This is a genomic window from Paraniabella aurantiaca (assembly GCF_050309965.1).
Classification (GTDB): Bacteria; Bacteroidota; Bacteroidia; order Chitinophagales; family Chitinophagaceae; genus Niabella.
In genome coordinates, this window is the sequence record NZ_JBLOSY010000003.1 from 379,961 (window position 1) to 394,591 (window position 14,631).

Sequence of the window (14,631 nt, forward strand, 5' to 3'; positions counted from 1 at the left end):
TAAAATATAAAATATTCGATAATCACAGCCGTTATCTTTGTCAAATGCAATCTCATTTTTCGGTGATCATCGTTGGAGGCGGACCTATAGGACTGGCCTGCGCTTTGGAAGCTCAAAAAAATAATATTTCCTACCTGGTTCTTGAAAAGGGCTGCCTGGTTAATTCGTTATATCATTACCCGGTGAACATGACTTTTTTCTCTACTTCTGACCGCCTGGAGATTGGAAATGTGCCCTTTGTGTCGAATAATGCCAAGCCCACCCGCAATGAAAGCCTTGAATATTATCGCAGGGTAACAAAAAATTTCGATGTCAATATTCATCTTTTTGAAGAGGTATTGCAAGTGAACAGATCGCAGATGACTGGTAACGAAAGGCAGTTTCATATTCAAACCAGCAAAGGAACCTACATCTGCAACCATGTAATTATTGCTACCGGCTTTTACGATATACCCTACCTGTTGCATATACCCGGAGAAGAGCTACCTAAAGTAACCCATTATTATAGTGATCCGCACTTTTATGCCTTCCAGGACGTAGTGGTGGTAGGTGCTATGAACTCCGCCGTAGATGCAGCCCTGGAAACCTTCCGAAAAGGCGCCCGGGTAACCATGGTCGTGAAAGGAGACGCCATTGGCTCAAGAGTGAAGTACTGGGTAAAACCGGATATTGAGAACAGGATAAAAGAAGGTTCCATCAAAGCCTACTTTAACGCATCACTGAAAACCATTCGCGAGCGCGAAGTTGATATTGATACTGCAGACGGACCGGTAACATTGAAAAACGACTGGGTTATTGCAGCCACGGGATACCAACCCAACCTCGACTTCCTTGAAAAAACGGGTATTGAGCTAAGCAAGGACGAAGTGCGCTGCCCGGTTCTCAACCCAGGGACAAACGAAACGAACATTCCCGGCATTTATCTTGCTGGTGTTATATGTGGCGGAATGAATACCCATCGCCTGTTTATTGAAAATTCAAGGGAACATGCCGTGATGATCTTTAACGATATCAGGCAGAAAACACAGCATGCCTGAACCACTGAACGATATTATTAAAGCACAACAGCTGAAAAAACATAAGGCTATTGCCACAGGGCTTTTTGTGTTGATGACCCTGGTTTATGTGTTGTCTACCTGGCTACTAAAAACCAGGGATGATATTTGGCTGGGCTATATTAAAGCTTTTGCGGAAGCCGCCATGGTAGGCGCCCTGGCCGATTGGTTTGCCGTAACAGCTTTATTTCACCACCCGTTGGGCATTCGCATTCCGCACACTAACCTGATAGAAAACAAAAAGAAAAATATAGGCGACAACCTGGGCGGATTTGTCGTTACCAATTTCCTGAACGGTCCTACTATAAGGCCTTATATCGAAAAGCTGCAGGTCAGCAATTTGTTGGTACAATGGCTGGACAATCCTAAAAATCTCAGCCTTTTAGTTACAGAAATTTCCACCATTTTGAAAAATGTGGTAAGAAAAGCCGATGACCGGTTGGTTACTCAATTCATTTCAGACCAATCGCAAAAATTACTCAAGGAAATCAAACTCAATAGTGCGGTAGCATCGGGGCTTGACATTATAATGGAGCGGGGAGATCAAACACGCATTTTAAGTTACCTGGTCACCAAACTGCGCGGCTATATAATAGAGAATGAAACAATGGTACGCGAAAGGGTAAAAAAAGAAAGTCATTTCCTGATACCCGGCTTTGTTGACAACCTGATTGCGACCAAGATAACCAACGGGCTGGCGAATTACCTATCGGAAATAGACCAGGATCCTGATCATAAAGTAAGACAGGAAGTCAACCAGCAGCTGGTCCGCTTTATCGAGGATATCAGAACCAGTCCCGCCTGGCAGGCAGAACTGGAAGACATCAAAAACAGCCTGTTGAGTGGAGATAAAATTCAACAATATGCCTCTTCCGTCTGGAGACATTTGCAAGCGGCTATCATAAATGACCTGGAGGGCCAGGAATCCTCCATCCTGCTTTACCTTCAGAAAACGATCCGGGAAATGGTAGCCAACCTGAAGAATGACCCTGCTTTTCAGCAGAAAATGAACAAATGGGTACAAAGAACCGCTTATAAATACATACTGAAAAACACATCCAAGGTAGGAGACCTCATTAGCAATACTGTTGGAAACTGGCAGGGAAAAGAGCTTAGTAATAAACTGGAGCTGGAAGTAGGTAAAGACCTTCAATTCATCCGCATTAACGGAACGCTGGTGGGTGGATTGGTAGGACTATTGATTTATACCATTACCCGCCTGATCGAAAACAATTAATAATCGAAACATAAAATGCATATTGTAATTAGTTTTAGAAATGTGCCGTCAGACATTACGGACATCCTTATTGCAGAACTCCAAAACACTGCTGAGGGATTTGAAGAAACAGATAATGGTCTAAAGGTGATCTTTCTGAAAGAAAATTATAACCAGGACGAGATTACCGAACTCGCATCAACCTACGAGCTAGAGTATGAAACGGAGGAAATAGCACCGCAAAACTGGAACGCTTTGTGGGAGTCTAATTTCAGCCCGGTTATCGTAGATGATTTTGTTGGCATCCGCGCATCTTTCCATGAGCCGCTGCAACAGGTACAGCACGAGATCCTGATTACCCCGAAAATGAGTTTTGGAACCGGTCATCATGCTACTACCCATCTTATGATGCAACAAATGCGAAAAATATCCTTCCCGGGAAAATCGGTTTTTGACTTTGGTACAGGAACCGGCGTATTAGCCATCCTCGCACACCAGCTGGGTGCCCAAAGCATATATGCCAACGATATCGACGAGTGGAGTATTCTGAATGCCCGGGAGAATTTTGAACAGAATAATACTGCCGATATCCGTTTGGTACAATCCGATTCGGCGATTATGGGTGAAAGCTTCGACGTTATATTGGCCAATATCAACCGAAACGTGTTGCTGGACAATATGAGAGACCTTTCATCACAACTTAACCCGGCTGGCCAACTCATCCTTAGCGGTATACTGGAAGAAGACCTGAATATCATTAAGGAGGCTGCAGAAAGCAATGGGCTTGCGCTGGTTGAAAAAAATGCGAGGAACAACTGGCTCTGCCTGAATTTCCAAAAGTATTGAAGTTTACTATTTTGGCGTAACGGGAATACGATCGTTAGCAATATGCTAAAAAGCAGTTGTTGGTTTGGTAAACTAAGGTACCAACAATGCAATGACGGATCATAAATAATTGAATTAATATTCAGCAGCACTAGCTGCAGACAAGTAAAAGAGGACGCCGCGACCTTTTACAGCAAATAAATTCTGGTTAAAGTGCCGTATATTTGTGCCAAAGTTTTACAGAGAGTGCAGGGAAATACATTTCCTTCTTGTGGATTATTTGGTGTCATAAAGAACAGATAGATATTGATATATACACTATATTTGAGATTCATTGCTCCATATAAGGGATAAATAATGCAGGAAATTCTACTAGTTTTATGTGCGTACTGCCTGGGCAGCATCCCGACATCTGTTTGGGTGAGCAAAGGATTTTTTGGTATCGACATCCGTGATTACGGAAGTGGCAACGCCGGAGCAACCAATACTTTTCGCATACTGGGCCCGCGCTGGGGCTCTTTTGTGATGATTTGTGATGTGTTAAAAGGCTTTTTTTCAGTAAAACTAGCCGCTTTATTACCCGAATTCAATTCTGACATAGCTTTATTGAACATGCAGCTGATACTGGGTATAGCTGCAGTTATCGGTCATATTTTTCCCGTTTGGGCTGATTTCAAGGGCGGAAAGGGTGTTGCGACATTGTTCGGACTGGTAATTGGTATCTCTCCTTGGACAGCCCTGGCCTGTTCGGGCGTATTCCTGCTTGTTTTATATCTTACAAGATTTGTTTCACTGAGCTCTATATTGGCAAGTGTTGCCTTCCCGGTGTTCATATTGGTTATATTTAACGTAGATAACCACATTTATCGTGGGTTTGCAGTTACCGTAGCCCTACTCGTAATTCTTACCCATCAAAAGAATATTGGACGCATTATAAAGGGAGGCGAAAGCAAAGTGCCAATTTTTAAAAAGAGGGATCGCAGGCGACAAAAAGACCAGGACTCTTAGTACTTCTATTCCACCATCACTATCTTATACGCATTTGCCAAAGTGATTTGGTATAATGATTGCGTATAGTACCATGAAAATTAATTTTAAATCCAAAACCAATGATAAAGAAAGTATTAAGTCTTTTTGCAGTCGCTGCCATCGCAGTGTCGTGTTCAACAAATGCGGTTACGGGCAGAAGCCAGTTTAAATTATTACCTGAGTCCCAGTTACAACAAATGGCTGTAGGTGAGTACCAGTCATTTTTATCGGGGGCTAAGGTAGTTCCATCTAATTCCAACAACAGGGACGCGGAAATGGTGAACCGCGTAGGTCAGCGTATTGTAGCAGCCGTTACGCAGTTTTTTAAACAGAACAATATGAGCCAGGATCTGCAGGGCTATCAATGGGAGACCAAGCTGGTACAAAGCAATGAGGCTAATGCCTGGTGTATGCCTGGTGGAAAAATTGTAGTTTATACCGGCTTATTGCCGATTACACAAAATGAAGCTGCTTTGGCTAATGTGATGGGGCACGAAGTATCGCATGCATTATTTGGGCATACTAATGAGCGTATGAGTCAAACCATTGCCGCCCAATATGGTGGAAGTATTTTAGATGCGTTTATGGCTAACAAAAGCTCGGCAGCGATGCGTAATATATTTGGAACCGCTGTAGGCGTTGGTTCGCAGGTGGGTATTATGGCTTTTGGACGGAAGCAGGAATTAGAGGCGGACCGTTATGGTATGATATGGGCCGCAATGGCAGGTTACAATCCACAGGAAGCTATTGGTCTTTGGCAACGGATGCAGGCGCAGGCGGGAAGTGGTGGCACACCGGAGTTTTTAAGCACTCACCCCGGCCCCGAAAGAAGGATAGAACAGCTTCAAAAATATATGCCGGAAGCGTTGAAATATTACAAGCCGGTAAGCAGATAACAAAAGTAAATTTTTTACAATATAAAAGTCACTGATAATTAAATATCAGCGACTTTTTTGTTAAATATAGAATATAGTCAAACTTTTTGGGTTACCTTTGCAAAACCTTTTCGAGGCTTTGTAAATATTAATCGGGTTGTAAGAGGCCTGGTATTTTTTAATAAATCCCACAAGTTGTATGATTCAAACAGTTTTTGAAAAACTACAGTACGCAGACGAAAAGAATCTTTTAATTCAGGGCTTACCATCTTCTATCGAAAAACAGTTCAGCAAGCTTTCATTCGCAAAAAACATGACACCATTATTAAGATCAAGAAAACTTGACTTTGCCTTGGTATTTGCAGTAAATGAAAATCAGCTGAATGGTATTTTAACAGATGTGATGCCTTCGTTAAAAGAAAACACAAAGTTTTGGATTGCGTACCCTAAAACCACTTCTAAGATCGTTACTGATCTTAATCGTGACCGAAGCTGGAACAAACTTACCAAAGATGGGTATGCCAGCATGGACAACGTTGAGTTAGATCACGTGTGGACGGCGACAAGATTTGAGCGCAGTGTTGAAGAAAGGAGTGCTGCAGCACCCACAGAACGGAAAAGAGTAGCTCAGCTTGCGTAGTGTTAAGAGACAATTTTTGAGTATAGACCCGGTTTTAACGAACCGGGTTTTTATTTGCGGCACAGTTATTGCAAACCGTGAGAGTAAAACCGTAATTATGAAAAGAATTTTCATCTTAGCAACAGCTTTTTGCCTGACTGGCCTTGTTTCAAAAGCACAAACGCAAAAAGGTTATTATTTAATTGGTGGTAATATTGCCAGCATGGGAGGCAATACCAATGAAAAAAGTTTTAACCTGCAAGTTGAACCTAAAGCTGCGTGGTTTATCCAAGACGACCTGGCCGTTGGTGGACAAATAAGTTTAGGACTGGATGCAGGGCGCGGACGCGGACCAGCTTTTAATTATTTTGTAGGCCCCATGGCCCGCTATTATTTTGGAGATCAGCAGGTGAATACTCCTAAGCAAACCCGCCTTTTTGCAGAAGCTAATGCAGGTATTGGTGGTACCAATGGAGGCGGCAGATCGACCAACGGATTTGAGGCGGGCATCGGACCAGGTTTAGCCTTTTTTGTGAACGAAAACATTGCGCTTGAATTGTTAGCTAAAGGTAACATTACAACAGGCGCAGGCAATAATGGAGTAGCATTTAAACCCAATTTGGGCCTTGGGTTCCAGATCTATTTACCTACATCAAAAATCAAATCTCTGAGAGATGATGTAACCCGTAAATAACCGACGATTTTTATCCTATGTCAATACTAAAAGCCGGCCCAATTGGAGCCGGCTTTGCTTTTTATAAAAGTCAGTCACATCACTAAAACATGCCGCCTATTTTACTGTACATTCGAGATTCACGGTAATACTGGCCGTTTTATTTTTAGATGAGGTGTTAAATGCGCCGCCATAACTGTAATCTTCATTGCTATTCTGGCCTGTGATCTGGAAAATGCCCATATTGGCTTTACTTACACTAACAATTTTACCGCCTGTTTTCTCTGCAATGATATCAGCTCTTTTACGCGCGTCTTCCGCTGCTTTGTCTAGCAGGTCCAGCTTCAGGTCGGCCAGCTTGGTATAAAAATATAAAGGCTCAGGCGAGTTCAACTCAATACCGGTTTCAATAAGCCCGGTAATTTCGCGGGCCAGTCCTTCCACTTTGGGGATATCCTTAGACTCCACCTTCACATTTTGCGTAAGATTATAACCTGTGAACTCAGAGCCCGTCATGCGGCCTTCTTCATTATACTTGGTATCAAACTGCTTGTCAATTTTAACCGAAGAGAAGATCATTTCATTAGGCTTAACTCCTTTGCTTACCAGGTAGCTTTTTACATTTTGCTCATCTGTTTTTATCAAGGCATACGCTTCCTTTAAATCAAAAGCTTTGCGACTGTAACTGCCATTCCATGCAATGAGGTCACTGACAAAATCTTTACCGGCGCTCCCGGTAACACGTATGGTTTCCTGCTTTTTGAATTTATACTTATAGGCCCCGGCCAGCACATAGGCGCCTACCACCATCGCAACGGCAATCAATCCTAAACCTAAAATATTTACATATTGATACCTGTTCTTAATTTGCGGCTGCTCCATATCTTATCTGATTTTTAAAGTTTCCTGAAATTAAGATAAAAACAGCAACTGCATAAGTCCTCTGATTCTTTTAACAACTGGATAGCAACTGTTACAGCTCCCTAACCCGTATATTTTTATAGTAAGCTTTATTACCATGATCCTGTAAAGCAATAAATCCTTTTTTTGCTTTACCATAATCCGGATACGTTTTCCATTTACCGGTAGCACGCTTTTCATGCCACTCATCCGTCCAGGCTTCAAATGCCACGATCTTTTTGCCATTGAGCCAATGTTCTACTTTTCCCTTGTTAAAAACGATCCTGCTATGATTCCACTCCCCTACCGGCTTTAATTTCTTATCTGCATTAGCGGTATGCATGGCGTAGTCTGCTCCTGCCTGCTGCCATTCTTCCAGCTTACCCGGGAAATTCACATCGTCAATGATCTGGTATTCCGGGCCGGTTTCATACGGACCTTTAAACTTCGGGGCTTCCACCACATGGTACATTACTCCACTATTACTACCCTTATCTACTTTCCATTCCCATTCCAGTTCAAAATTTTCGTATTGCTTATCGGTTACAATATCTCCTCCTGTATCGTGGGCGGAAGCGCCCAGGCAAACCAGGGCGCCATCAACAACAATCCAGTTCCCCACTTTTGCATTTCCCTTATTATACCCATGCCAGCCTTTCAGGGTTTTACCATCAAACAAAGCTTGCCATTTGCCTTTTGCAGGCGGAACTTGATTTGTATTTACAGCAGCTGCATGCTGATCCTGTTTTACAGGAGTGGGCTGGTTATTAACCATAATACCAGAAGTGATAGCGATAGCACTCAACAATAGTAACTTCATCTGTTTATTTTTTATTGCCTGCCCGATGCATGCGGGCAAGCGGGTTTAGTATCTATTTTAAATGATTTTTTTACACTTTTTTCATATTAACCGGATCCCATTGAAGCGGTTTTCTTTCCCGGAGGCTGTCGTTACACAATAAAGCCGGAGCAGCTGCGCGGTACCCAAAAACAGCATCTTCGGCAATACCCTTATTACTGCCTTTACGAATAGCGGTAAAAAAATTCACCATATGATCGTAGGGGCCACCTTTATACCCTTCTTCTGCCTTATAGGTTGTAGCCAAAGGTGGCAGGATCTTTTTGCGTGGCTCTTCACCCGAACCTTTTTGCTTTTGAAGAAAAGGGTCTCCGCTATCTGACAGGTTATTCTTCTTTAATGTAACACTATCCCAGGTAACATCCATAGAGCCTTCGCTGCCTACCAGTTTCAGGTAAGTATTACCACTGGTACCATCAACGAAGTTGCATCGCAGTGACAAATTAAAGGCGGGATGAACTGCTGTTTTGGGATAATCAAAAGCGCCAAGCTGCATATCGGGGCACTCGCGGCCATCGTCCCAGAAACGAAGACCTCCGGTTGAATAGATCCTGTCGGGCCCTAATGAATCTGTTATAAAATGAAGGCTGGAAAATAAATGCACATACAGGTCGCCGGCCATACCTGTTCCATAATCGTTGTAATTTCTCCACCGGAAAAAACGTAACTTATCAAAAGGCCTTTTAGTGGTATTACCAACATAAGCGTCCCAGTCTACCGTCTGCTCCGAAGCATCGGCTGGGATAGGATACTGCCATACAGAAAGCGGGTCTCTCCGTGCCCAAAAGCCTTCTGCATAATTCAGCTCTCCAATTGCACCTGCTTTCAATAATTCTTTGGCTTTTTCATTCCCCAGGGAAGATACACCCTGGCTTCCCACCTGGAATACTTTGCCGGTTTTCTTTTGCGCTGCAATAACAGCAGGTCCTTCGTCTACGCTATGTACCATAGGTTTCTCACAATACACATGCTTACCGGCATTCATAGCATCTATCGATATTTGCTGATGCCAGTGATCGGGCGTGGCAATAATAACAGCGTCTATATCCTTCCGGTTTAATAGCTCTTTATAACTTTTAGTAGTAAAGATCTCATTACCCCATTTCTTTTTAGCGGTCTCCAGCCTGCCGGTGTACAAATCGCAGGCGGCCACCATTTTCACCCCTGGTACCTGTAGTGCCGTATTCAGATCGCCACTGCCCATACTGCCAGCACCGATTAGTGCTACATTTACGTTATCGTTGGCGCCAAAACTACTGTTACGCGCAAGACCTATGATCTTCCTTACCTCGGTTTCGGAAGCGCTCAGGTAATTGCCTGTTGCAAGAGCGCCGGAGGTAAGCATCAGCTTTTTCAAAAAGCTACGGCGTGCTTCATTCGAATGATTACTCATAATTAAAAATATATTATTAGTTAGTGAATAGTTGGATCGAACGTGCCGCCCCACTCCTTATTTTGTTCTATTTTATTGGCAGCAGCAATAACACTTTGCTGGATAGGGGCGAAATAATAGGTTTCAGGGAGCGTGTTTACAGTAACCCCTGTTTGTGGTGTTACCTGTAACCTGTACACAAAATTGCTTTCCGTAAGCTGGTTGTTTAGAGCCATCTGGCGTGCTGTAGTCAATGGCATTTCGGTTTTATCAGCGTTAATAGCTATTGCTTCCACGCCGGTTTTATTTTTGCCATGTAGCAGGCTAAACAACCGCCAGCGCCGCAGATCATTAAACCGGTGTCCTTCAAAACAAAGTTCAACATTTCTTTCATCCATAATTGCCTGCCTTACCTGCTCACGGGTATTGGCAGTTATTCCGTAATTTCCATCAGCACCAGGCTCAATACCTGCCCGCTGGCGTATTTGTTTTAAAATGGCCAAGGCATCATCGGTATGTGCTGTTTCATTAGCAGCTTCAGCATAATTCAGCATCACTTCCGCAAAGCGCATAACAACATAATCAACATCATACTGCTGCACCTGCGCCTGTGTTAATGAAAGATTGGAGTTTTTCAATATAAAAAAGCCACTATACCGGTTATTGTTTTGAGAGGTAGTTGAAGATTTGGGATTAATTCCGTAACTATCAAGAGCATCGGCAACACCTACAGAAGTGTATTGCCTGTACCCCGATGTAGTGCCTGCAGCCGGGTATAATTTAGCATTCCACACCACCGACTTTTCAAACCGGGGATCCCGGTTCAACCAGTAAGCCTGCAACGTATCTGCTGTATAGTACTTGCCTGAAACGTCGTTATATTTTTTACCATCCTTCATGGGGAACGATTTCACCATTTCCCAGGTAGGCGTAGTGCTGGCCGGTCCCCGGCTTAAAGAGCCCGGACGGGCACCATTATCCCAGGCAGCTACTTTATTAGGAAAAAGATTCGTAACTGAAAAAACAACTTCTGCGTTTCTTTCGGACAAGGCTATCTGCGCGTAATCTCCTATCAAAGCATAGCCTTGCGCCTTTAAACTGTCGTAAGCTTTTTTATTTTGAGTATATGCGTCTGCCCAAAAATTATTATTCCATGGATTAGAAGGATTGAACTGGGGAGAAGCCTTATATAACAAAACCTTTGCTTTAAATGCATGAGCAAAATTTCCATCAATTCTGCCCCAGTCGGCGGAAGAAGCTACAACGCGGCGTGGCAGCAAGCCAATGGCTGAGTCCAGGTCAGCAACCATAAATTCAAAACATTCCCTGGTAGAATTACGAGGCACATTCAGACTGTCTGTATCTCTGTCCTGCGGAATCTTAATATAAGGTACACCGCCGTAAGTTTTGACAAGACCAAAATAGGCATATGCTCTCAGGAAGTATAACTGACCTAACAAACGATTTTTTACATCCTGGCTTAAAGCACCTGAGTTGGTGCTAATAATACCCTGGTTAATCAAACGAATCTGGGTATAATTCGTCCCCCAGTCTATACTCAACGCACCCGGATTGGTAGTGGTAACCGGTACGGAAAAAGAAATACCCGTCAACTGCTCACTCTGGGCATCAAGCCCAATATTCCAGTTACCAAAAGCCCTGTCATAAATATTTCCCAGATAAGCATTGGCCAAATTAGGATCATTCCATACCAGGTCTGGTTCATAGCGGCTTAGATTGGGATAATCCAATACTTTTGAACAGCCGGATAACAACAATATGCTGATTATATAGAAAGCTATTTTTTTCATTATTGTATGTTTGAATGTTAAGCCTTTTATAGGCTCTAAAATTTTACGTTAAGCCCTATGGTAAAAGTCTTCATAATAGGATATGAATCATAATTGAGCTGCTCCGGATCATGAAACTCTTTCATTTCAGATATTGAGAACAGGTTGGTACCATTTAAGAATAACTGCGTTCCGGTCAGACCTAATACACTAATCCATTTAACAGGCAGATCATAAGCCAGGTTCAGATTTCTCAACCGGAGATAGGCGCCGCTTCTGAGCCAGAAAGAAGAACCCAATGTACCCGACTCCAGCCAGTTATTACCAATAGGCCTGGGATATTTAGCATCAGGTGTTTCGGGTGTCCACACATCCTGTGTCCAGATGGGATAGTAAGGCCTTACAGAACCTCCATGCTGCCGCATCCCTTCTCCATCCTGGTTGCTGATCATACGATCATATTTACCCACCCCTTGAAAAAGCACATCCAGCGAAAGACCCTTCCAGCTAACGTCAAACCCTAAACCATAATTAATACGTGGTGTTGCATCATTACTAAGCAGTACTACGTCATTGTCGTCTATCTTACCATCGGGTGTTGTTGAAAAGTTAGGACCACGGATGTCTTTGTATTTTATAGCGCCCAGATAAGGCTTTCTGCCGTAAGTAGTGTAGCCGCTTGCCATTAAAGCATCCAGCTCTGCCTGGGTTCTTATCAGGTCTTCGGCAACAAAGCCAAAGAGCCGGTTAGCGGGATAGCCAACGGGATACCTGAAAGCCTGTGGCTGACCAGGATAATAAGATGGATTAGCATCTAATACATCCCAACGGTCTTTGGCATACCCCACGTTTCCATATACCGAATAGGAAACATCGCCCACTCCATCGCGCCACTGCAGCGAAAGCTCCCAACCTTTTGTTGAACTGGCTGCGTAATTTTCCGGAGCAAGTCCCTGCCCGTAAGTGACAGGTAGTGTAATAGTTCTGGCACCCAGAATATTTTCCTTCTTTTTGGAAAAGACATCGAATGTACCCGTAAACCGACGTTGCAGCATACCAAAATCAAGGCCCAGGTTGATTTCGTAGTTGGTGGCCCAGGTAAGATCGGGAACCGGCGTAGGCCCGGGACCAATATTGATATAGTAAGTATTACCGAACATATACCCACCCGTGTTGGCATAAGTAGGTGTGTATAAAAATGCGCCAATCTGGTTATTACCCACATCTACCAGGTTCCCGGTGCTTCCGTAACCCGCCCGAAGTTTTAATTCGTTGACAAAGCTTACATGTTCTTTAAAAAATGATTCCTGGGAAATTCTCCATGCTAAAGACCCTGACGGAAAGAAGCCCCAGCGGTATTCTTTAGCGGCAAATGGCGTTCCGTCATAGCGGAAAGAAAAGTCAACGAGATAGCGCTCGGCAAAATTATAGTTTGCCCTGCCGATAAAAGACTGTCGTGTAATTGTTCCATCAACCGTTTCGCTGGCATCGCCATACCGATTTCCGGCAGATGTAGAATAAGCAAACATCTGATCGATAGATGTTACCGGCGCATAGCCGATGGCGGTTGCACCCATTGTTTTATTATCAGCCTGTTCAAATACTGCCATAGCGTTTACGCCATGCTGCCCGAACTTACGGTCGTAATTAAGAAACCAGTCAAACTGGTACTTCCAGCCTGTATTAATATTGTATTGAAGCGAGGGCTGATTCTGACTAAAAGTGAACACATTGATCTGGTTGGGATCGGGCGGTGCCGGAAGATAAGGATTGTTGGTAGGGTCGGCAGAAATAAATTTATAATTATTCTGATAGGTAAGGTACCATTTACGGGAAAAGTCGTTAGCTTCATAATTACCGATTAGTTTAGTTGACAGCCCCCTGGTGATCTTATCCAGTTTTATATCAAGGGTTAGAATAGGATTAAACTGCCGTCTGCGGGTATGAATATAACGGTCCCCCTGTACCATATCTACAACATTCCACAATTGAAATGAACCAATAGCCGGCTGCACCGGATAAGCAGTGACATCATTAGCTATAGAACCATCTTTATTTAAGTAAAAAGGGAATAGCTTAGGCCAGTTAAATGTTACCCGGTAAAAATCACTGACGTCATAGTCATCCACTCCGGTAAAAGGCCAGTAAAAACGATCGTGCCCTTGCTGAGACGCAGCAATATTGAGGTTGGCGGTAATGGCGTTGCTAAGTTTTGCAGTTACATTACTACGCAGGTTGAATTTACTATAGTCCAAATGATAATAAGAACCATTTTCCTTGGTATAACTTATCATTGAGTAATAGTTTACCTTATCACTGCCGCCACTCACGCTGATTAAGTACTTCTGGTTGGAAGGATCGCGCCATACCCAGTCGTTGGCGTTATAGGATTTATCCTTAAAATAATCAAATATAAGAGGAGTATTAGGCAATGGATTATTACGCCCGTTATACTCATTTGCCCACTGGGTTACCCGGTTTTGATAGATCAGCTCATCGGTAGCAGTAGTCATATTCGCCAACAATTCTTCGGTTGGACGAGAAGTAGTATAAGACGTTTGCGCTGTAAAAACAGGTTTGCCTGCACTTCCCTTTTTTGTGGTAACGATCATTACACCGTTACCGGCCTGAACGCCATATACAGATGCGGTGGCCGCATCTTTTAGTATGCTCATTTGATCGATCTCGTTAGGATCCAGCGCGTCGAAGGCAGCTTTATTCTTTATAATACCATCGATTACGTAAACCGGCTCTCCGAAACTACCCCGCACTCTGATTCTTGATGTTGCGCCTGAGAGACCTGAAGTATTCACTACGGTAACACCGGCTGCACGGCCCGCCAGGGCATTAGACACATTGGTGACGGGTATGTTATTGATACGATTCACATCAACGGAAGATACGGCACCCGTAATGGCCGATTTCTTTTGTGTGCCATACCCTACCACTACAACTTCATCAAGGGAAGTGGCAGCAGCTGTCAATACAATATCGACACTGGCGGTAGCCGTTACGCTTACTTCCCGGGAAGTATACCCTACGGCGCTTATTTCCAGGATATCACCGGGTACAGCCCTGATTGAGAAACGCCCACTGCTATCAGTAGCAGTACCTTCTGTTTTTCCTTTGACTTTAATTGAAACACCGGGCAACGCTTTACCCGTGGCATCGGAAACCCTGCCATCCAGCAGCGTTTGCTGAAATAAAAATGCAGGTATCTCTTTGTACCCGCCTTTTGCAAAAACCCAATTGGTTACAGTAATGGCTAATATCAGGCAGACATTCAACCGGAAAATTTTTCGAGCATTCATTAAGCTAAGGTTTAAAGTGGTTTAAGAACAGCCGAACAACAAAACAATATTAACAAATAAAACATACTATTAAATCATCTTTATTTATTTTTTTCATTAAATAATTT

General features: G+C 43.3%; 12 protein-coding genes. 7 read left to right on the top strand and 5 right to left on the bottom strand.

Annotated features, from left to right (window positions below; translation table 11 throughout):
- Positions 1-44 precede the first annotated feature (44 nt).
- The 7 genes from ACLOAU_RS24910 to ACLOAU_RS24940 all read left to right on the top strand — a co-directional run bounded on the left by ACLOAU_RS24910 (position 45) and on the right by ACLOAU_RS24940 (position 6,313).
- Positions 45-1,037, top strand: coding sequence for a YpdA family putative bacillithiol disulfide reductase (locus tag ACLOAU_RS24910; RefSeq protein ID WP_427864624.1), 993 nt, complete (start codon positions 45-47; stop codon positions 1,035-1,037).
- Entirely contained in the window at positions 1,030-2,292 is a 1,263-nt protein-coding gene (locus ACLOAU_RS24915; RefSeq protein ID WP_427864625.1) for a DUF445 domain-containing protein, read from the top strand. The genes ACLOAU_RS24910 and ACLOAU_RS24915 overlap by 8 nt, the downstream gene beginning before the upstream one ends.
- 15 nt (positions 2,293-2,307) lie before the next feature.
- The gene (gene prmA / locus ACLOAU_RS24920; protein ID WP_427864626.1) at positions 2,308-3,117 is read left to right on the top strand and encodes a 50S ribosomal protein L11 methyltransferase; all 810 of its coding nucleotides are present in this window, start codon (positions 2,308-2,310) and stop codon (positions 3,115-3,117) included.
- 336 nt (positions 3,118-3,453) lie between these two features.
- On the top strand, positions 3,454-4,104 hold the full coding sequence (gene plsY / locus ACLOAU_RS24925) for a glycerol-3-phosphate 1-O-acyltransferase PlsY (protein WP_427864627.1): 651 nt from the start codon (positions 3,454-3,456) through the stop codon (positions 4,102-4,104).
- 101 nt (positions 4,105-4,205) lie between these two features.
- Complete coding sequence (locus ACLOAU_RS24930) at positions 4,206-5,021, top strand: M48 family metallopeptidase (RefSeq protein ID WP_427864628.1); 816 nt, start codon at positions 4,206-4,208, stop codon at positions 5,019-5,021.
- A gap of 178 nt (positions 5,022-5,199) precedes the next feature.
- Positions 5,200-5,640 (top strand): hypothetical protein, encoded by a 441-nt coding sequence (locus ACLOAU_RS24935; protein ID WP_427864629.1) that lies wholly within the window; start codon positions 5,200-5,202, stop codon positions 5,638-5,640.
- Positions 5,641-5,737: 97 nt separating this feature from the next.
- Complete coding sequence (locus tag ACLOAU_RS24940) at positions 5,738-6,313, top strand: hypothetical protein (protein WP_427864630.1); 576 nt, start codon at positions 5,738-5,740, stop codon at positions 6,311-6,313.
- Positions 6,314-6,409: 96 nt separating this feature from the next.
- Here the strand turns inward: ACLOAU_RS24940 and ACLOAU_RS24945 are convergent, their stop codons facing one another.
- The 5 genes from ACLOAU_RS24945 to ACLOAU_RS24965 form a co-directional block, all read right to left on the bottom strand.
- A complete protein-coding gene (locus ACLOAU_RS24945) occupies positions 6,410-7,174 on the bottom strand; it encodes an SIMPL domain-containing protein (protein ID WP_427864631.1) in 765 nt (254 codons plus the stop codon).
- A gap of 91 nt (positions 7,175-7,265) precedes the next feature.
- The gene (locus ACLOAU_RS24950; RefSeq protein ID WP_427864632.1) at positions 7,266-8,012 is read right to left on the bottom strand and encodes a 3-keto-disaccharide hydrolase; all 747 of its coding nucleotides are present in this window, start codon (positions 8,010-8,012) and stop codon (positions 7,266-7,268) included.
- A 70-nt stretch (positions 8,013-8,082) separates the two neighbouring features.
- Complete coding sequence (locus ACLOAU_RS24955) at positions 8,083-9,444, bottom strand: Gfo/Idh/MocA family protein (RefSeq protein ID WP_427864633.1); 1,362 nt, start codon at positions 9,442-9,444, stop codon at positions 8,083-8,085.
- 20 nt (positions 9,445-9,464) lie between these two features.
- Positions 9,465-11,234, bottom strand: coding sequence for a RagB/SusD family nutrient uptake outer membrane protein (locus ACLOAU_RS24960; RefSeq protein ID WP_427864634.1), 1,770 nt, complete (start codon positions 11,232-11,234; stop codon positions 9,465-9,467).
- A gap of 35 nt (positions 11,235-11,269) precedes the next feature.
- Entirely contained in the window at positions 11,270-14,524 is a 3,255-nt protein-coding gene (locus ACLOAU_RS24965; RefSeq protein ID WP_427864635.1) for a SusC/RagA family TonB-linked outer membrane protein, read from the bottom strand.
- Positions 14,525-14,631: the final 107 nt, after the last annotated feature.

Bases quoted from the DNA above. Each gene is read 5' to 3' on its own strand.
- ACLOAU_RS24910 (WP_427864624.1), top strand. From the start codon at position 45: ATGCAATCTCATTTTTCGGTGATCATCGTTGGAGGCGGACCTATAGGA.
- ACLOAU_RS24915 (WP_427864625.1), top strand. From the start codon at position 1,030: ATGCCTGAACCACTGAACGATATTATTAAAGCACAACAGCTGAAAAAA.
- prmA (WP_427864626.1), top strand. From the start codon at position 2,308: ATGCATATTGTAATTAGTTTTAGAAATGTGCCGTCAGACATTACGGAC.
- plsY (WP_427864627.1), top strand. From the start codon at position 3,454: ATGCAGGAAATTCTACTAGTTTTATGTGCGTACTGCCTGGGCAGCATC.
- ACLOAU_RS24930 (WP_427864628.1), top strand. From the start codon at position 4,206: ATGATAAAGAAAGTATTAAGTCTTTTTGCAGTCGCTGCCATCGCAGTG.
- ACLOAU_RS24935 (WP_427864629.1), top strand. From the start codon at position 5,200: ATGATTCAAACAGTTTTTGAAAAACTACAGTACGCAGACGAAAAGAAT.
- ACLOAU_RS24940 (WP_427864630.1), top strand. From the start codon at position 5,738: ATGAAAAGAATTTTCATCTTAGCAACAGCTTTTTGCCTGACTGGCCTT.
- ACLOAU_RS24945 (WP_427864631.1), bottom strand. From the start codon at position 7,174: ATGGAGCAGCCGCAAATTAAGAACAGGTATCAATATGTAAATATTTTA.
- ACLOAU_RS24950 (WP_427864632.1), bottom strand. From the start codon at position 8,012: ATGAAGTTACTATTGTTGAGTGCTATCGCTATCACTTCTGGTATTATG.
- ACLOAU_RS24955 (WP_427864633.1), bottom strand. From the start codon at position 9,444: ATGAGTAATCATTCGAATGAAGCACGCCGTAGCTTTTTGAAAAAGCTG.
- ACLOAU_RS24960 (WP_427864634.1), bottom strand. From the start codon at position 11,234: ATGAAAAAAATAGCTTTCTATATAATCAGCATATTGTTGTTATCCGGC.
- ACLOAU_RS24965 (WP_427864635.1), bottom strand. From the start codon at position 14,524: ATGAATGCTCGAAAAATTTTCCGGTTGAATGTCTGCCTGATATTAGCC.